The sequence below is a fragment of the Mycoplasmopsis gallinacea genome, assembly GCF_900660495.1.
Classification (GTDB): Bacteria; Bacillota_I; Bacilli_A; order Mycoplasmatales; family Metamycoplasmataceae; genus Mycoplasmopsis; species Mycoplasmopsis gallinacea.
Genome location: NZ_LR214950.1, coordinates 485,774 through 505,082, shown reverse-complemented (window position 1 = coordinate 505,082; position 19,309 = coordinate 485,774). Strand labels below are relative to the sequence as shown.

Annotated in this window: 16 protein-coding genes and 2 pseudogenes; 8 read left to right on the top strand and 10 right to left on the bottom strand. The window is 27.4% G+C overall.

The genetic code is table 4. The features are described 5' to 3' along the window. Nucleotides 1–16: 16 nt before the first annotated feature. The 8 genes from rsmI to EXC51_RS01895 form a co-directional block, all read right to left on the bottom strand. A complete protein-coding gene (gene rsmI, locus EXC51_RS01930; protein ID WP_129620268.1) occupies nt 17–733 on the bottom strand; it encodes a 16S rRNA (cytidine(1402)-2'-O)-methyltransferase in 717 nt (238 codons plus the stop codon). Beyond that, nucleotides 726–1,652 carry an AAA family ATPase gene (locus EXC51_RS01925; RefSeq protein WP_129620267.1) on the bottom strand — a complete coding sequence of 309 codons (927 nt, stop codon included), beginning with the start codon at nt 1,650–1,652 and terminating at the stop codon, nt 726–728. Before EXC51_RS01925 ends, rsmI begins: the two co-directional genes overlap by 8 nt. Then, the gene (gene tmk / locus EXC51_RS01920; protein ID WP_129620266.1) at nt 1,630–2,295 is read right to left on the bottom strand and encodes a dTMP kinase; all 666 of its coding nucleotides are present in this window, start codon (nt 2,293–2,295) and stop codon (nt 1,630–1,632) included. Before tmk ends, EXC51_RS01925 begins: the two co-directional genes overlap by 23 nt. A gap of 14 nt (nt 2,296–2,309) precedes the next feature. After that, nucleotides 2,310–2,894, bottom strand: a complete 585-nt coding sequence (locus EXC51_RS01915; protein WP_129620265.1) for a toprim domain-containing protein — start codon at nt 2,892–2,894, stop codon at nt 2,310–2,312. Next, nucleotides 2,894–3,184 carry a YbaB/EbfC family nucleoid-associated protein gene (locus tag EXC51_RS01910; protein ID WP_129620264.1) on the bottom strand — a complete coding sequence of 97 codons (291 nt, stop codon included), beginning with the start codon at nt 3,182–3,184 and terminating at the stop codon, nt 2,894–2,896. The genes EXC51_RS01915 and EXC51_RS01910 overlap by 1 nt, the downstream gene beginning before the upstream one ends. A 15-nt stretch (nt 3,185–3,199) precedes the next feature. Further along, on the bottom strand, nt 3,200–5,065 hold the full coding sequence (gene dnaX, locus EXC51_RS01905) for a DNA polymerase III subunit gamma/tau (RefSeq protein ID WP_165001814.1): 1,866 nt from the start codon (nt 5,063–5,065) through the stop codon (nt 3,200–3,202). Between the two features lie 207 nt (nt 5,066–5,272). Continuing rightward, entirely contained in the window at nt 5,273–6,637 is a 1,365-nt protein-coding gene (gene eno / locus EXC51_RS01900) for a phosphopyruvate hydratase (RefSeq protein WP_129620262.1), read from the bottom strand. Nucleotides 6,638–6,750: 113 nt separating this feature from the next. Beyond that, the gene (locus EXC51_RS01895; protein ID WP_129620261.1) at nt 6,751–7,275 is read right to left on the bottom strand and encodes a DUF4256 domain-containing protein; all 525 of its coding nucleotides are present in this window, start codon (nt 7,273–7,275) and stop codon (nt 6,751–6,753) included. A gap of 61 nt (nt 7,276–7,336) precedes the next feature. Between EXC51_RS01895 and EXC51_RS01890 the strand changes: the two genes are divergently transcribed. From EXC51_RS01890 to EXC51_RS01875, 4 genes are all read left to right on the top strand, one after another. Continuing rightward, nucleotides 7,337–8,161 (top strand): MAGa3780 family membrane protein, encoded by an 825-nt coding sequence (locus EXC51_RS01890; RefSeq protein WP_129620260.1) that lies wholly within the window; start codon nt 7,337–7,339, stop codon nt 8,159–8,161. A 90-nt stretch (nt 8,162–8,251) separates the two neighbouring features. Further along, on the top strand, nt 8,252–9,709 hold the full coding sequence (locus tag EXC51_RS01885; RefSeq protein WP_129620259.1) for a hypothetical protein: 1,458 nt from the start codon (nt 8,252–8,254) through the stop codon (nt 9,707–9,709). Nucleotides 9,710–9,718: 9 nt separating this feature from the next. Further along, nucleotides 9,719–11,281 carry a hypothetical protein gene (locus tag EXC51_RS01880; RefSeq protein ID WP_129620258.1) on the top strand — a complete coding sequence of 521 codons (1,563 nt, stop codon included), beginning with the start codon at nt 9,719–9,721 and terminating at the stop codon, nt 11,279–11,281. Between the two features lies 1 nt (nt 11,282). Next, nucleotides 11,283–12,815: a hypothetical protein gene (locus EXC51_RS01875; protein WP_129620257.1), complete on the top strand. Its 1,533-nt coding sequence runs from the start codon at nt 11,283–11,285 to the stop codon at nt 12,813–12,815. A 32-nt stretch (nt 12,816–12,847) separates the two neighbouring features. Here the strand turns inward: EXC51_RS01875 and EXC51_RS01870 are convergent. Further along, nucleotides 12,848–13,003: pseudogene (locus EXC51_RS01870) on the bottom strand (FAD-dependent oxidoreductase); the annotation flags it as partial. A gap of 123 nt (nt 13,004–13,126) precedes the next feature. On the opposite strand from EXC51_RS01870, the gene EXC51_RS01865 reads away from it, so the two are divergent. Then, nucleotides 13,127–14,761: an IS1634 family transposase gene (locus tag EXC51_RS01865; protein ID WP_129619974.1), complete on the top strand. Its 1,635-nt coding sequence runs from the start codon at nt 13,127–13,129 to the stop codon at nt 14,759–14,761. Nucleotides 14,762–14,886: 125 nt separating this feature from the next. Here EXC51_RS01865 and EXC51_RS01860 read toward each other — a convergent pair. Beyond that, nucleotides 14,887–16,254 (bottom strand): annotated as a pseudogene (locus EXC51_RS01860) (FAD-dependent oxidoreductase). Between the two features lie 225 nt (nt 16,255–16,479). On the opposite strand from EXC51_RS01860, the gene EXC51_RS01855 reads away from it, so the two are divergent. Genes EXC51_RS01855 through EXC51_RS01845 form a run of 3 tightly spaced genes read left to right on the top strand, consistent with a single transcriptional unit; the run spans nt 16,480 to nt 19,251 of the window. Further along, nucleotides 16,480–17,229, top strand: a complete 750-nt coding sequence (locus EXC51_RS01855; protein ID WP_129620256.1) for a phosphotransferase — start codon at nt 16,480–16,482, stop codon at nt 17,227–17,229. Nucleotides 17,230–17,231: 2 nt separating this feature from the next. Beyond that, nucleotides 17,232–17,690: a YhcH/YjgK/YiaL family protein gene (locus EXC51_RS01850; RefSeq protein ID WP_129620255.1), complete on the top strand. Its 459-nt coding sequence runs from the start codon at nt 17,232–17,234 to the stop codon at nt 17,688–17,690. A 40-nt stretch (nt 17,691–17,730) separates the two neighbouring features. After that, complete coding sequence (locus EXC51_RS01845; protein WP_129620254.1) at nt 17,731–19,251, top strand: hypothetical protein; 1,521 nt, start codon at nt 17,731–17,733, stop codon at nt 19,249–19,251. Nucleotides 19,252–19,309: the final 58 nt, after the last annotated feature.

Here is a 19,309-nt window from a genome sequence, read left to right as displayed (position 1 = left end):
ATCAATAGCAAAATCGCTATTGATTTTTTAAATGTGCATATTTAGAAACTTTCTCTTTTTTGATTTTAGGGATATTAAGTACCAAAGTAAATTCACCCTTAATTTCATTATTAGCAAGAAGTTTTTCCAAAACTTCTTTAGCATTTCCGTAGTATCAAGTTTCATACATTTTAGTAAGTTCTCTTGAGAGACAAATTTGCTCTTTTCCACCAAAAACTTCTTTAATATCTAATAAGGAATGCTCTAGTTTATGGGGAGAAACGTAAAAAATGTATGTTCCAATTTCAAGCTTTGCAAGTTCATTTTTTCTTTGGTTGCTTTTATCTTTTAAAAACCCTAAAAAGGTAAAGGTGCTACTAAAATTAGAACCTACAAAAGCAGTAATAGCAGCATTAACTCCAGGGATGATTTCTACTTCAAAATTATTACTTCTTGCTTGCTTGATTGCTTCAAAACCTGGATCTGAAACAACAGGCATACCAGCATCAGAAACAAGCGCTACATCAATTCCTTGCTCAAGTAACTTGATAATTCCATTACTTGAACTTCTTTCATTAAAGTTGTTATAAGAAAAAAGTTTTTTCTCAGGAAGTTCAAAATGTCTTAGTAATTTAGTGGTAACTCTAGTATCTTCGCAAGCAATATACTCGACTTTTTCAAGTGTTTTCAAAGCTCTTAGGGTAATGTCATCAAAATTACCAATTGGGGTACCTACAATATATAATTTAGCCATAACACTCCGTTATTTCGATTAAAAAGTTTTCTTTACTAATATTAAAATTTAATTCTTTTCTAGCTTTGGTAAAGAATTTCTCAATTGTTTCAATTATTAAGAAAGGGTTTTTGATTGCTTCATTAAGTTTGTTGCTAAGTTTATTAAGTTTTTCAATGTCACTTTTTCTGACGTTGAAAGGATAGAAGTTTCAAGTTTGTTTTACTAAAACAATGATTGTTTTTAAGAGAAACTTATTAAGCTCTCAATTTTCTTTAGTAAGCTTTTTAGTTAGATAAAGATATAAATATTCTTTATTTTTAGTTGAATTTTGAACAGTTACTAAAAATTCACTTAAAAGACTATCTATTTTATTATTGAAAGAGAAGTTTTGAAGCTTTTCAAAATTATCAAATGTTAAAGAACATAATATTTTATGAATATTATCGTCTAAAAAGTTGATTTGGTTATAAATATTTACTGGATTTTCAGGAATTATTTTAATTACTTGAGCTCTAGAAATTATAGTTGGCAAAACTTTATTGATATTATTAGTAGTTAAAATGATTACAAGATTATCGGTAGGTTCTTCAATATTTTTAAGCATGCTATTAAGCACACTTAAAGAAGCATTTTCAATATTTTCAATCAAGATAATTTTTTCTTTTTGATTTCCGCTTTCTCTAAAAGAAGCATTATAGAAAAATTGTTCAACTATTTCTTTTTCAATTTTGTGATTTTTACCATCGATATAATATAAATTTTGAGCCAAGTTTTCTGGTTCTAAAGATGTTAAATTAAGTTCAAAAAGTTCGTTTAAAAAAAGCAATAAATCATTCTGAATTTCTAAACTTGGAGAAGCTTCTAAAATGTATAAATGCGAAAGCATATTATTAGCTTTCGCGTTTTTTAAGTCATTAATTACTTTGTGACTTAACATATTTATTACAATATTCCTTAAATTTAGGGTGATTTGTTAGTTTATCAAAAACTTTTTCTAGAACTTCTTGCATCGTTTTAGAAGCATCAATTAAAATAAAACGCTCTGGATCTTTCTTAATTAATTCTTTGTATCCAGCATACACTTTTTCGTGAAAAGCCATTTTTTCATTTTCCATTCGATCTTTAACTAAACGAGTTTCTTCTCTACGTTTATGAGCTTCCTCAGGAGTAAATTCCATAAAGAAAGTAAGATCTGGAATAGCATCTTGAATTACTAAAGTAGTGATTTGTTTAATAAAATCTAGATCTAGTCCCCGTGCATAACCTTGATAAGCATAAAAACTATCGATATAACGATCACAAATTACAAATTTCTTTTCTTTTAAAGAAGGTCACACCACTTTTTCTAAGTGAATTCTTCTACTTGTGGTGTATAAAAGAGCTTCGGCCATATCTGATAAATCAGAAGCTTTATCTAAAATAATTTCTCTAATTCTTTCGGCTTCAGGAACCTTATCCCCTCCGGGTTCCCTTGTTAATACTAAATTTAACTCTGGAAATTTTTTATGCAACTCTTGTGCGAGTTTCCCAATTGTTGTAGTTTTACCAGATCCATCCAGTCCTTCAAAAGTTATAAACATAGGCACCCCTTTCGTTATTTTTGTCTATGTTCAAGTGCAAATTTTAAAGTAAATTCGTCCATATAATCAACTGAAGCTCCAATTGGAACTCCAATAGCAAGTTGTGAAACTTTAATATTTAAAGGTTCAAGTTCTTTTTTGATAAGAGCATTGGTAATTTCTCCTTGTAAAGTAGGAGAAATGGCCAAAATTACTTCATCAAAGCTTTGGCAATACGTTTTTAACTTACTTATAATTTGCATTACTTTTTGAGTATCATTTTCTTCTTTTAATAATTTCTCAAAAACAAAATACTTCCCATTATAAAAACGAGCATTTTCAATTTTTTGAATTACTAATTGACTTTCGACAATCATTAATGTATTTTTTCGGTCTTGATCATTGCAAATGTAGCACAAATCATCTTCTTTTGCGTTTAAACAAAATTGACAAAAGCTAATTCTTTCCTTAACTTTTTTAAAATAATTAGAAACAGAATTAACATCTTCTTCGTTGGAATTTAAAACTCAAAAAACAATTTTTTCAGCTTGTTTTTTGGATATTCCAGGTATTTTTTTGAGCTTTTCAATAAACTCTTCAATTGTTGGTGAATTAAACATTAAAATGGCATTCCGCTAGGCATTTGTGGTGTTAATTCTGCTTGCTCATCTTTGATGTTTTGTAACACTTCATTAAGAACTACATAGAAAACATCTTGTAATGATTCAACATCACCATCTTCTAATAATTCAGGATCAATAGTTACTGATTTGACTTCAAATGCACCACTAACAACAACTTTTACACCGTATTTTTCAGCAGAAAATTCTTTTTCTTCAAAAGCTGCTTGTTTTTCTTCTAATTCTTTTTGCATTTTTTTCATTTGCTTTAACATATTTGGGCTAAACATAATAAATTCTCCTATTTATTTTCTAATTTCTAATTTAAAATCCACATCATCTCCAAAAAGATTTTGAACGATCGAATTAGACTCATTTGAGCTGTGTTCTAAAATGTTATCAAAGTTTTTGATATGCTCAACATTTTTTACTTCTAAATCACGATTTTTCTTTCTAAGAGCAATGGCTTCTTTTTTAAGATTTGTAGAAATTGGATATACATAAAGATTTTTTTGAAAAAAATCTTTGATTGTTTTTTTGAAAAAAGCTTTACCTAAGTTTTCTTTAAAGAATTTCAGAACTTTTTCATCTTGGCATTCTAAAACCACAAAATCACTATAACCAGCTGCTACAGTGGTTTTAGCAATATTTTCAATGACTTCCTTTGCCTTTTTATCAGGTAATTGAGAAAGGTAAAAACTAAGTTCGTTTTTTGTGTTTTCACAAATTGATTTGTATATTTTTTCGAATTGAGCATAATCAGGCTGAGCTTTTTTAAAAATTGAAAGCTCCATAATTTGTCTTGGTGTGAATAAATCATCTCCGCCATTTAAACTTAAAACACTTTGCTCTTTAGAAATATTTTGAATTGGTTCGGCATCAATTTTTTTCAAGCTTTTATCAATAGCTTTCATGTCTATTTTAATTGTCGGTTTATCTTTAGGAAGCTCCGCTGGCTCAATTATTTGTTTTTTAATATATGAAGACTCTTGATAATGATAAAAATCATCAACAAATTCAGGTTCTCTAACTGGTTGGCTTTGCATTTTAGGAGCTTCAATCACAGGTTTTTGATATATAATAGGTGTTTCTTTTTTCCCACTTTTATCACTGCGATTAAGCACTTTTAAAAGTCCAAGTTCAATAATTTGAAAAGGGTTTTCTGATTTAAAAATTTTAGTGAAGATATCATAAAATTGCTCAGAAAGATCTAAAGCAATAGCGATAGAAAATTCAAGGTTAGCAAAATCTTCTTTTGAAAAATGCTCCAAGTATTTTTCATCACCAGTTTTATTAAAAATAATTCATTCTTTAGTCGCATTAATTAAAGAAAAGATAAGTTGGTGTGGGTCAATTCCTTCAACATAAAGTTGATTAAGTTTTTTGATAAGTTCAAATGAATCACCGCCAGCTATTATTTGTAATAATTCAATGATAGTGCTTGAAGAAATAATCCCAAAGGTTTTTAAAACATCTTTGTAAGTGATTTTACCATTACCTAATGCTGCAAGTTGATCAGATACTGAAAGAGCATCTCTCATCCCTCCAGAAGACAGGTTAGCAATTGCATTTAAGGCTTTTTCTTCATACTGGATATTTTCTAAATTAAAGATTTTCTGAAGGTGGCTAACAATATTTTGATTAGTCATTCTTAAGAAATTAAATCTTTGAAGTCTTGAAAGAATTGTAAGTGGAATTTTTTGTGGATCAGTTGTAGCGAAAATAAAAATAGCATGCTTTGGAGGTTCTTCTAAAGTTTTTAAAAGTGCATTGAAGGCACTTTTAGAAAGCATATGCACCTCATCGATGATGTAAATTTTGTACTTTGAATTAATTGGGGCTTGCTCGATTTTTTCCTTTAAATCTCTAATTTCATCCACCCCATTATTTGAAGCTGCATCCATCTCGATAATGTCGAAATTATTAGCAAGATTATCCTTGCATTCCTTGCATCGATTTAATGAATCATTACGGTGGGCACAATTTAGCACGCTAGCAAAAATTTTAGCTACTGAAGTTTTACCTGTTCCCTTTGGTCCATTAAAAAGATAGGCATGCCCTACTTTGTCATTTTTAATAATGTTTTTAAGCGTTTCCACTATGTGTTCTTGACCAACAACTTCTTCGAAATTTGATGGTCGATATTTCCTATATAAAGCCTTGTAACTCACTATATTTCTCCTATTTTATAAATTATATTGAATTTAAATAAAAGAGCCTGAAAATTATAAAAAATATTGATTTTTGCTTAGTTTTGAGATTAAAATAATTAGTTTTTGAATGTAAAAGTTAAGGGAGTTCAAACCTAATTTGCCTATATTATGGTGGTAAAAGCTGTTAAAAAACATAGAGCTTACGCTCTATGTACTAATTTTGGATTATTTTACTTCGATGTTGTAGAATGATTTAACACCTTGGAATTCTGATGAGTTTCCAAGTTCTTCTTCGATAGCTAATAAACGGTTGTATTTAGCAATACGGTCTGTACGTGATAATGATCCGGTTTTGATTTGTCCAGCGTTCATAGCAACAGCAATATCAGCGATTGTTGAATCTTCTGTTTCTCCTGAACGGTGAGAAACTACAGCTGTCATGTTAGCTTTTTGAGCCATTTGGATAGCGTCAAATGTTTCTGTTAATGAACCGATTTGGTTAACTTTGATTAAGATTGAGTTCATTGATTTTTCTTCAATAGCACGTTTTAAAATAGCTGTGTTTGTAACTGTAAGGTCATCACCAACGATTTGAAGTTGTTTTCCGTATTTTTCTGTGAATTTTTTAAATCCAGCTCAGTCACTTTCAGCAAGACCATCTTCGATAGAAATAATTGGGTATTTAGCAACTAAGTTTCCTAAGTAATCAATCATTTCATCTGTTGTATATTCTAATTTAACACCTTCTAAGTGTTCAAATCCTGGTTTTTTGCTTTCGATAGCAGCTTTTAATTTACCAAATGTATATACACCATTGTTGTAAAGTTCACTTGAAGCACAGTCCATTGCAATAGCAACAGCTTTTTCTCCTGAACGAGCAGGAACGTATCCAGCTTCTTTAATAGCATCAACTAAGAAATCAAGAGCTTCTTCATGTGATTTGAAGTTAGGAGCAAATCCTCCTTCGTCTCCAACTTGAACACCATGTCCAGCTTTTTTAAGTAATTTAGCTAAGTTGTGGAATACAAAGTTTGCCATTTGTAATGATTCTCTAAGGCTTTTTGCACCAACTGGCATAATCATGAATTCTTGGAAGTCGATTGTGTTTGATGCGTGTTCTCCACCGTTAATAACGTTTAACATAGGAACTGGTAATTGGTGAGCGTTGAATCCACCAAGATATTTGTAAAGTGGTAAATCAAGTTCGTTTGCTGCTGCACGAGCAACTGCAAGTGAAACTCCTAAAATTGCGTTAGCACCAAGTTTTGCTTTGTTTTCTGTTCCGTCTAACTTGATCATAGCAAGGTCAATTCCACGTTGATCTGTAACTTCCATCCCTTCAACTACTAGAGCGATGTCTTGGTTAACGTGATCAACAGCTAACATAACACCTTTTCCACCAAATCAGTTTGATTCATATTTTGAACCTTTATCTCTAAGTTCAAGAGCTTCTCTTGTTCCTGTTGAAGCACCTGAAGGAACCATTGCTGATCCGTATCCACCTAATTCTGTGTAAACTTCAACTTGAACTGTTGGGTTACCACGTGAGTCTAAAACTTCACGTGCGTGAATTTTTTTAATTGCTGACATTTTTCTCCTTAAAAATTTAAATAAAAGTAAATTTATATTTGCTAAATTATAACACACCAGCAGCAAATATAACTAACGATTGTTCCCTGGTTTTAAATACACTAGAAACATTTTTACAATAATTTTATGTAGGTGCGAAAACCCCTTGAAGAATAGTATGAATCTGCCCCGTTATGGTAGATAAAAGTTCTTCCATATCGTTTATCACCAAATATTGCACCACCTAAATTTCTTAATGAAATATCAGTTAAAATCCAAGAAGAAGTTTTAAGATCGATATCTTTTAAATCTTGGATGAAAAAGTACATTTTTTCATCAACTAATGAGACATTATTTTGTTTGCATCATTCTAAAGCGGAATTTTCTGGAGCAAACTTTTTACGAGTAATTCGTGCTTGCTCATCATAGCAAAAACTTCTTCTACTTGGAGAATTTACTCCCATTTCAATTAAAAATAACGAACCTTCATACTCAATTAACTCAAGTTCTTCTCCGATTTGAAAAAATGCTTTCAAAGAATCTAGCTTTTCTTTATTTTCTAAGATTTCTTTTTGAATAGTTTCTCAAGAAAACCTTAAATTTTTTTGAATTTTACTTTCATATAGTGATTTTAATAATTTATATGCTTTATTTTCCATATTTAAAATTATATTTGTTTAATTTCTTTTAATATGCTTTTATTTGCTTATAATTCAATCTATGAAATTAACATTATTTTTAAAAGAAAAATACAATTCTTTTACAAAAATGCAAAAAATTGTATTTTTAATTGCATTAATGACACTTTTTGTCTTAATTGCATCCACTTTAATTAATTGACATATCATTTCTAATAAAACAATAGAGAAAATTAATTTACTTCAAGCAAGTGAAAGAGAATTTTTATTAAAAAGTGAATTACACGGTATTAAAACTCTTGGAATGTTTTGAAGAACAAACCTTACTTTTACTTGATTAAGCAACACATTTTTAGTTATTGCCCTTTTTATTTATGCATTTCACCCTAAAAATTACATTGTTAAACAAATTTTATTTTTAGCAATTGTTTATATCACAATTACTTTCGTGGTTTATTGAACCTTAATTTTTGGACCAGACCTTAAAAAATTCACACCTTTATATTTCTTTAATACATTCATAATCCATGCAGTAAATCCTATTTTAGGATTTGTGGTTTGAATTATGAATAGAAAAGAACTTGAAGTATCTAGAAAAACAATCTATTTAAGTCTTATCACAATGGTTTGCTATTACTTCTTCGCTTTAATAACATTCTTTATGGCATTGCCAATTCATAATGAATTACAAAATGTTCCACTTAAAGAAAATGTGACTTTAACTAAAGAATTAGATATGACCATTTATGGATTTTTAAACTTCACACACCCACTTTTCTATAAAGGAACAAATACTTTTGTTATTGTACTTTTAAATATCGTTATCTTTGTATTCGGAAGTGTTTTAACCCCATTAATAGGTCTTTTTTGAACAAAAGTATTTAGAGTCAAAATTAGAAAACGTTAGAAAGCTATGTAATTTTAGATTTTTCGATTAAAAAACTAAAAATAAATAAAAATCATAAGTATGTATAATCAAAAAGTTAAAGGAAAGATTATGAAATTTAATAAAAGGAAATTGTTTTTATTCTCGGGTGCATTAGTAACTACAGTAGCTGCAGCCACTGGATTAGCTTATGTACTTGCAAATTCAAAAGAAGAAAAGAAATTAACATTTAAAGAATCTTCACCAATACAAAAACTTTATAACTTATCAATGCATCACAATTTAGATTATAAATATGTCCCTCCTACATCAATGGATTTAAAATTTTATAATTATAAACGTGATGGCATCATTAATAAAAAAGCTAGTGATATTAAAAATATAGATGATATTGATGAAATTCTTGAATTTAAGTCAAACGATTTGTATCAAAAATATTATGTGTATGGAGTGGAAGCTTTTGATGAAATAGGCCATTTAATTATTTATTTAATTGATAAAAAAGATTGAAATGGTGAAGAAATAACAGATTTTTCTCATATCAATTTTGAAAATATACAAATTGACGATTTTAAACAACAAAAAACACCAGATATTCCTGTGTCTATAAAAAGAGAAAAAGAAATTGATAACTCCGTTGGTTTAAAAATTTTAAATTCAGATAACGAAATGACAACAGGAAATGCTAGATTTGTAAACTATTTATCACCAGATAATGAAAGCCAATATCCTACAAAATGATTTTTATTATCTGCAGGTCACTTATTCTTTGATCAAATGGATCAAGAAGAATTTGACTTAACACTTTTCCATACAAATTTAGAAGATAAAACAGTAAAAGCTAAAGTGATTCAAGATGGTAGAGACCAATGAAATTTTAGTGCAGAGGTTTTTAAAAAATTTTTACCTTGAGAATATAGAGATAAAGAGTTGCACACATATTTAGATTATGCAATTATAGAGATTAATTTTGAAACTGAAGAAGATGCCAAAAAATGAACTTCTACTAAACCACAAAACGATATTTTTTCTGATTCATATAGAAATAATTTTTCCACTTTTTCAGGATATTTCGATCTAGAAAATGGAGAAAATGTCTTTAAATATATAGATACAGAAAATAAGTGGCTTTATCTATTTGACCCAGTGTACTTTGGTCTTAGAATTAATAATTCAACTCAATTTTTTGCTAATGATCAAATTATTAATTCAAATGGAACCTATTATGTTGATTTATCAACTTCCATAATGCCATCAGGCACAAAATTTAAACAAGGATCATCGGGTGTTGTCGAAAAAATAAATTCTATACCAAATATAAAAATTGCTTTTAATGAAAAATCAGGTCTTTGAATGCCGACAAAAATAGTTGAAGAATTTGAATTTTTTAAAGATGTTTTCTCATCAAAAATAAGTGAAAATGCAGGAATTTATTTAATGTCCAACTTTAAATATGATATTTTTAATCATAATGAGAAACTTAACCAATCTAAATCTTTTGACAAAATATTCGAGACACTTTACCCTAATAAAACATTAGGTTTCAAAATACAAAAGAATTCTAATTAAGGAGATTTTATGAAAAAATTAGGTAAATTTATTTTATTTGGAGGTGTTTTATTATCATCTTCACCAATTATAAGTATGACAATAAATAAAGAAAAAGCAAATATAGATCAACACAAAAAAGAAATGATTTTATTAAGTGAGTTTTTTAATTCAGATAACTCAGAGTTTATTAAAGAAAATTATGAATCAATCCAAAAAGAATTTAAACTAATGAAAAAAAATCCAGAAATACTTGGATTTATACAAACAATTAGCAATTTTGAAAATATCGAAAATCTATTAAATAAAATAATGTTATTAAATGTTTCTTTATTTCAAAAGAAGATTTTAGTTTCTGAATATAAAAGATTTTTAATAAGAGAAAAAGATAAAGGAAAAGAAACAAAAACAGGAAGAACTTGGTCTCTAACAAAATATATAGAAGCACGAAATAATCCTAACATCCCTGATTATGATGTTTTATACAAAGGTGAGCACATAACTAAAAATGGATATGATTTATTTACTATAACTGATAATGTTTTTGAAGCTGACGTTTCATATATAGCTTGATCTAATATGACTATTTTGCAAAATTTCATCTCAAATGCTATGAACAAAGTGGAAAATATGTCAAACAAAGATGAATTCATAGATTCAATTAAAATTACTGAAGTTGGTAAAGAAAATGAAATGTATGATGTAGATTATTCTGAATTCGTAGAAAAAGTTTTTAACAATAATCCATATTTATCTAAAGCTTACGTACAAATGAGAAACTTAAAAGCAAAAGAAAAAAATAATGAAATTATAACTTCGTTAAGATTAATAAAATTTCTGAAAGCAGCAAATAAAATATCAGTTTTAAATTTTGATAGCTATTCATCTTTTCTTTCAACTTTAAAATCTTCATTAGGAACAACATTTTCAAAAATAGCAAGCCATCCTAAAGTAGTTGATCTTTTACAATACATAAAACAAGTATTCAATGTTGGTGGTGGAACATCCAAAGTATCATCATTAACCAAGTTGTGACCTGGTGTAAGTACTGCGATTAGTAAATTAATAAGAACATATCATATTGTATCAGCAGGAATTGCACTAATAGATGTTTTTTCTACCATAAGATCCGATTATATCGACGTAAAAGCATTAGCAAATTTTGTAAATTCAACAGTTAATGCAGTAATCACTAGTTTCTTAATGGTTTCAAGCACAATTGGAACACCAGTTGCTCTTGTAGCTTTAGCATATTTTGGTTTAGAAATTTTCTTAAAATCACATGTAACAGGAAACGGTAAAACAATTTATGAAAATTTCAATGATCACGGATTGAATGATTGAAAATACCAAATGAAAAACAACAGAGACGTAATGATCGCAACCGCATTAGAATTCAGCAACAATTTAAAATATGGTGTAACTTGAAAAGTTACTGATGGATGATTCTCATATCCTGACTTATACATTTCAAGATCACTATACAATTATCAACAAGATAAATTTGTGCATATAAGTGAATTGCCATATACTTTATTATCACCTAACAATGAGTTTAATTTTGGAAACAAAATTGAATTTAAAAAGGCATAAAATGATTAAAAAATATTGAAAATTCATAAAAAAAATTGGTTTTTTGTCGTTGCCGATTATTTCTTATGTTTCATTAACCAGTTGCTCAATTTGAGACGTCACAGATTTTGAAATAATAGAAAGACCAGGTTTTAGATTAAAAAACCCTAAAAACACCATTTATAGCGTTTCAAGAGTTGATAATTTAGAATATACAAAAATTGATAATTTTAAAAGAAGTTTCGAATTATATGAAAATGTTATAAAAAATAAATATGTAGATCAAATAGAAACTCTTACAAATATAGATTCATTGATATATTTTTATGATAATTCAATCTATGATGAATATAAAGTTTATGGGCTTGAAAAATTAGAAGACCAAGGAATTTTAGTAATTTATTTAATTGAATCAAAAAATTGAGATGGACAAGAAATTTCTGATTTTTCTGACAAAAAAATATACACAATATCTATTGGCGGATTTTTAAAAAGAGACGTCTCTTATAAATTGCTTGAATCTCAAAATCATAAAATTGATAATTCGGTAGGAATAAAAATTACTAATAGCAACCAAGAAACTACAATCGGTAATGCTAGATTCATCAATTATTTATCACTAGATAATGAAGGCGAATATCCAACAAAATGATTTTTATTATCCGCAGGTCACTTATTCTTTGAACAAATGGATCAAGAAGAATTTGACTTAACACTTTTCCATACTAATTTAGAAGACAAAACAGTAAAAGCAAAAGTGATTCAAGACGGAAGAGATCAATGAAGTATTAAAATGACACCTTTTGAGTATTTTTTACCAGAAGAATATAAAAATTCTGAACTTCATTCTTATCTAGATTATGCAATCATTGAAGTTAATTTCGAAAGCGAAGAAGAAGCGAGAAAATGAACTTCAATAAGCCAAGAAAATAACATTTTCTCAGAAAATTATGTGAACAAATTTAATGAAGATTCAGGTTATTATGATATTCAAAACAACCAAAGTGTATTTAAGCATATTCAAACTAACAATAAACATTTATTACTTGATTCTTTTAAAACTTTTTTAATCAACAAAATTTCATTTAATTTCTTCGAAGATAAAAAAGTTTTTGAGTTAAACGGAAAAAAATACATTGATTTATCTTCAATGATCATACCATCTGGAACTAATTTTGAAAAATCAGCTCAAGGAAGTGTTGAAAAAATCAATTCATCTCCAAATATTTTTATTGGAACAAGTGAAAACAATGGTTTTTGATTGCCTACTAAAATAACAAGTGAATTTAAATACTTTGAAAAGTATTATTCAAGAAAATATGCCAATTCAGGTTCACTTTTAATGTTTAATTATAGATATAACATCTTCTATAACGCAGATAATTTAAACCAAGCTAAGTCTTTTGATAAAACAATAGAAACTCTTTACCCAACTAAAAGATTAGGTTTTGAATTACCTGTTGATCTAAATGAATATACAGGTGGCTCAACTCGAGTAATAGATTTAAATAAACTCATAGAAGCTTATAAAAAAATGAATGAAAAAACCAATTAGTTTTTACTAATTGGTTTTTGATTTGCAAATTATTATTTTTTGTATTTGATTCCTAGTGCATTAAGCATTGGCATTAAGAAGAAGTTAAATGGTTTATTAAAGTGTGGAAGGAAGTAAACGTCTGTTAAAGCAATTTCAGGAAGTGATAATCCTTTTTGAATTGCAAGTGCGAACATATCCTGAGTTTCCAAGTTAAGAGCAACTTTGCAATCAGGAAAAATTTATACTCATATACTAAAGTATATGAGTATTTTTTAATAAAAAATATCTTTTTTACTAAAACTACTCAAACTATATGATATAATTTAATTATGAGTAATTACATTTTATGCAAAACAAAAAAGTCAAAAGGAACTTATCTTGGTTTAGCAGTTTCTAATGGTTATGGTAAAGGTATTAGTCAAATGGTTGGTGTAGGATACTGAGAAGAAATTAAAGAAAAATATTCTCTTTCTAGTTTGGAAGATATAAAACCACTAGCCAAACTTATAGAAGTGAGTTCAGATAAAAAAGCTGTAAAATCTAAATTTTTTGAACTATTGGAACCAATGTCAGTACGAACCAATGTTAAAAACATTGGTATCGATTTAATTTATAAAGTTATAAAAGAATTAGAATTGTTTAGTTTTTTACCAAATTCAAAACACAAATCTCTTCAAGAAGTGCTCGAATTTATAATAGGAACAAGAATAATTTTCCCTAGAAGTTATATTTGTCAATACAAAAATAAAAATGACTTTATCCAAGGTTTAAACATTAAAAAGTCATCTATTTATAATTACTTAGATATTTTTTTAGAAAACAAAAACACTATACTATTAAATCTTTATGATAAATTGAAAAAGTTAACTGATAGAAATGAAAAAGTTATACATTTTGATAATACAACAGTTTATTTTGAGAGCTTTTCAAGAAGCGGAATAAGAAATAAAGGTTTTTCAAAAGATGGAAAACACAATGAAGATCAAATCGTAATAGCAATGGCCACAGATAACAATGGAATTCCCTTTCACTACAAAGTTTTTCCAGGAAACACAGCTGATTCGCAAACTTTAATAACATTTTTAGTTGAAATGAAGAAAATTTATAACATAAAAGATGTTGTTGTAATTGCTGATAGAGGGTTAAGTCAAAGTGCAAACATTAGATTTTTAGAACAAAAAGGTTATAAATTTATATTTCAAAAACGAATTGATAATTTAAATGCTGAATCAAGAAACTTTATAGTTCAAGATAAAGATTATATGTGCATAAATAATATATTTTCTAAAGAAAGAATTATTGAATCTTCTTGAAATAAGAAAAGATTTAATGGTAATTACAGAAAACAAATTGTTTATTTTAGTCCTTCAAAAGAAACATTAGATAAAGTAAAAAGAAAAAACCTTATAGATAGAATTAATAAAAAATCAATTGGCGGAACAATATGCTTAAGCGATTTGGTTCCAGAATACAAAAGAAAATATATGGATGTAGATGGTGTCACAGTTGGAAGATTAAACTATGACAAAATAAAGAAAATAGCTGATCAAGATGGATTTTATATGATAGAAACAAATATCCTTGATTTATCAGCAGAAAAAGCAAATGAAATTTATAGACAACAATGAAAAATAGAAGAAGGTTTTCGTATTTTAAAATCATCACTTGAAATTAGACCTATTTTTGTTCATAAAGAAGAGCATATTCTAGCGCATGTATTTTTATGTTTCTTATCTCTTGTTGTTCTAAAATATTCAATCTTTAAACTGAAAAAATTCTATGAAACAAATGGAGAAATTCAGAAAATTACAATTAACAAATTTATAGATGCTTTAAAACTTATAACTATAACTCAAAAAATAGTAAATGATGAAGTAGTATCGGAAATTACAAATAATTTAGATCCATCACACAAAGAGTTAAACAAAATATATAGTGATTTTTACAACATACTAGATAAATAGTTCTAGTAATTTTTAAGACAAAAAAACGAATACGTCTATATAGTAGATGTATTCGTTTTTTTACAGGTTGTAACTTGGAAACTCAGGAATTAGTTTTTACTAATTGGTTTTTGATTTGCAAATTATTATTTTTTGTATTTGATTCCTAGTGCATTAAGCATTGGCATTAAGAAGAAGTTAAATGGTTTATTAAAGTGTGGAAGGAAGTAAACGTCTGTTAAAGCAATTTCAGGAAGTGATAATCCTTTTTGAATTGCAAGTGCGAACATATAGATAACTTCTGTATGAATTGTTTTACCTCATGAACCAATTTGCACTCCTAAAAGTCTAAATGTGTTTTTCTCATATGTAATTTTACATGCAACTTTTTCATGATCTCTCATAAATTCTGGTTTATCATTGTCGATTCAGTATTCTGATTCTGCAGCTTCAATTCCAGCTTTAAGAGCAGCTTCTTTTGTAAGTCCAGTTGAAGCATAGTGGCAATCAAAAACATTAATTGCATTTGTTCCAGCAACACCTGGGAATGGTACATTAAGACCAATTAAGTGAAGAGCAGCTACAAGACCACTTTTTACAGCATTTGTTGCTAAAGCTACGTGTGAATAATCATTTGTTACAACATTTTTTAATGCTGCTGAATCACCGATGGCATAGATGTTTTCATCGCTAATTGAACGTTGGAACTGATCAACTTTAATTGCACCATTAGGTAATTTTTCAACACCTTCAAGAGCATCTGTTCTAGGTTTAAATCCGATACATAAAATCACTAAATCAGCTTTGTATTCACCTTTATCTGTAACAACACTTGATACGTGCTCTCCGTCTTTAGATTTAAATTCTTGAACTTTTTCGCCAAGTTGTAATTTAATACCTTCTTTAGCCATATTTTGTTCCATTACATCAGTAAATTCTGAATCAAAGTAGTTTGGAACAACTCTGTTTTGTAAGTCAATAAGAGTTACATTTTTACCTTTTAAGTGGAAAGCTTCAACAAGCTCAACCCCAATGTATCCAGCTCCTACAACCACAACATCTTTAATTTTATTATCATTTGCTTTTTCAACAATTTCTTCTGCGTGTTGGAAAAGTTTTGAAAGCATAATGTTTTTATATTCTTTTCCTTTGATTTGTGGTTCAATTGGTCATGTTCCACCAGCAAAAACTAATTTATCATAATTATCAACAAATTCTTCACCAGTTTCTAAGTTTTTAACAACAACTTCTTTTTTATCTTTGTCAATTTTAATAACTTCATGACTTGTTTTTAATTTAACACCATATTCTTTTACTAAAATTTCTGGAGATGAGTAAAAAAGACCTTCTGAACTTTCAAATTCTCCACCAACTCATAAAGCAATTCCGCATCCTAAGAATGAAGTGTTTGTATTTCTATCATAAGCAACTACTTATGCATTAGGATTTAATGTCTTAAGTGTTCTTAAAAATGATGTACCTGCATGGTTTGCGCCAACAACTAAAATTTTCATATAATTCCTTTCTATCTATTTATTGAAAAATTTTTTTACTCTAATAATTGTATAGTATTTGCTTATTTTTTTCTTAATTGTGGTCACTAATAGGATATTTTTAGCTAAAAATGGAATAATTTCCATAATTTATACCAAAATAATTTCCACAACCGAAATTGCAATATAAATAAAGTTTTTAATATAATTATTAAACTTAATGAATTTGTCACAATGAGGAGGTCTATGAAAACAAAAATTGAAGTAGGATATACAAATCAATCGTATAAAGTAGATGATAAAGTCTTTATGCAAGAGAAGAAATACAATGGATTTAATCACAAAATCAATTATGAACTTTTATCTAAATTAGATTTTGTGCCTAAACTTATCGAAAATAATCAAAATACCATCTCTTGAGAGTGAATTGATAGTAAGGAAGTTATCTTAGATGATAAATTATTAATTCAAGTCGCTAAAAATCTTAAAACCTTGCATGATTCAAAACTTGAATTTCCGAAAAATAACTTAGCCGCAAGGGTAAAACACTATCAAAAAATCATTCGTGAAAAAGGTTTAAAAATTCCAGTAATTGATAAATATTTCAGAAGAATTAATAACATTCTTGCTAAAAGTCTAAAAAATAGACCACTTCATAATGATCTTTTTCCATTTAACTTCTTAATTGATAAAAACGATAAATTGTATTTTGTTGATTGAGAATATGCAACAATGGGTGATAAGCACTTTGATCTTGCTTACTTTATTTGCTCTGCTCATTTAACTAAAGAACAAGAGGAAGTCTTTTTAAATGAGTATGATTCATATTGAGAAGAATACTTAATTCAACAAAAAATCCTTGTGTATTATTTAGTCATTTTATGAGTAAATGCTCAACCAGCTAAATATTTTGATGATGCTTTTTACATCGAAAAATTAGAAGAAACTGCTAAAGAATTTGAATATAAAAAAACAAACAAACTATTTAAGGAATAATTATGATTTTTGATAAATTAACAAATTTAAAAAAATACAAAGGAATGAGCAAAGATTTAGATGCTTCAATTGAGTGATTGATGGAAAATGATTACACACAAATTCCTGAAGGAGTAACTACAATTAATGAAAATGTACTTATCAAAAAAGGTACATTTGATGCTCGAAGATATGCTAATCCAATTTGTGAAATTCACCACAATCACTTTGATATTCACCTTTATGGAGCTCAGCCTGAAAAAATTGTATATAACCCACATACACAACTTGAAACTACAACTATTATTTCAGAATATAACAAAGAAAATGATGTTGTGTTCTTTAATGAACCAAATAAAGATGTGGAAATTGAACTTACACCGGGTACATTTGCCTTATTTTTCCCAAATGAAACACATTGTCCTGGGATTAATGACGTTGTAGAAAAGGTAACCAAATATATAGTAAAAATTAAGTCTTAAGACTTAGTTTTTACTATATTTTTTTAAAGAAAGGGTAATTATGAGTGTTGAAAACAAAAAAATTACTGAAAAAGAATATTCATTAAAAGAAACAATAAATAAAACTAGAAAATATTACAAAGATATTTATTCAAAAGATGTATCTGATCAAACTCTTTTCTTTTTAATCAATCTTTTTCTTCTTTATATTAAGACAAAAAAAGGTGATATTGATAAATTCAAAAGTAATTTTGATTTAAAAGATAATGAAATTGATAAGTTGTTAAGTGAAAAAACAGAGTATAAATTCTTTGGTTCTGAATCAACTTATTCAAATGATAATGGACATGAAAAAGGTAAATTAGAGCAAAAAGATCAAAAAGCAGATAAATCTTTATATAAAGATGTGGTTGAAAACATCATAAAAGAAAATTTATCAAAAAATGGTTATATTAAATCGCCTTACAAAAAAGAAGAATTAGAACAATATTACGAAAAAGTGGGTTTAAAAGACATTAATTGTGATGATTTAAAAAAATGAAAAGAAATCCAAGATAAAAACAAAGAAAATGCAGGTTATGATATTTTGCTTTCTTTAAACGAGTCTTATAAAATTGAACTTAGAGATGTTATTTTAGAACTCATTAGTAAAACAAAACCTGATAAAAGTGAAGAATTTAAAATGTTATTGAACAACATTAAAAAGAGAGAAAATTTAGAAAGTGCTTTAGTATATGTGAAAAATATAGTCGAGGATTCACATAGAGATAAAAACTGAGAACAAAAAATAAAAGAATATTTAGAATCAAAACAATTAAATTCAGATCTAACAATTCATTGTTTAAATAACAATGATCTTTTAGGAGAAGTTTATACAGCTTTAAAATCAGAAAACACTAAAAAGAACAAAGAAATAAAGAAAGTAAGAAAAACTAAAAAATACATTTATATTTGTACTTTAATTTTTGCTTTATTATTTGTTTCTACTAGCATCTTTTTTGATGTGTTCCAAGGTTTAGGGATTTGAAATGAAGAGTTATCAAGAAATGTGTTCATCTATATAGGATTTTCACTTTTAGGTTTATTATCTGTATCTTTTATTGTTCTTGTAGTTTTCATATTGTTAAATAAAAAAGATATTCAATCATATGGAATTGGTGGTGAAATACAATACAAGGACAAATTAAATTTTCACGAAGATGTTATAAAATCTAAAGAAATAATTGAAGAAATTTTATATGCTATCTCAAAAGAGAAAAATCATCATATTTTAATTACTATTAAAATTATTGATTTTAAAAAAGAAGAATTAAATAAAGAATTTCTCATATCAATGAGAAATTTCACTAGTTCAATTTATGATGCTTTACGTATTTTTAGTAAAGAATTTGACAATAGAAAAGTATATTTTAAATTTATATTTGATACAACTGAAGAAATAAAGGTAATAGAGATCGCTAATTATTTAAGCAAAATTGGTGACCAAACTAAAATTTTCTCTGAAACCTTTAGTTTTGAAGTGTCAAAGGAAGCAATAAAGAAAATCAAAATAAATAATTTGAGAAACAAAAAATCTAAATAATTGATAAATTTATACTACTAAGTGGGAAACTTGAAAAAAACTTAAAGCTATAAACTTT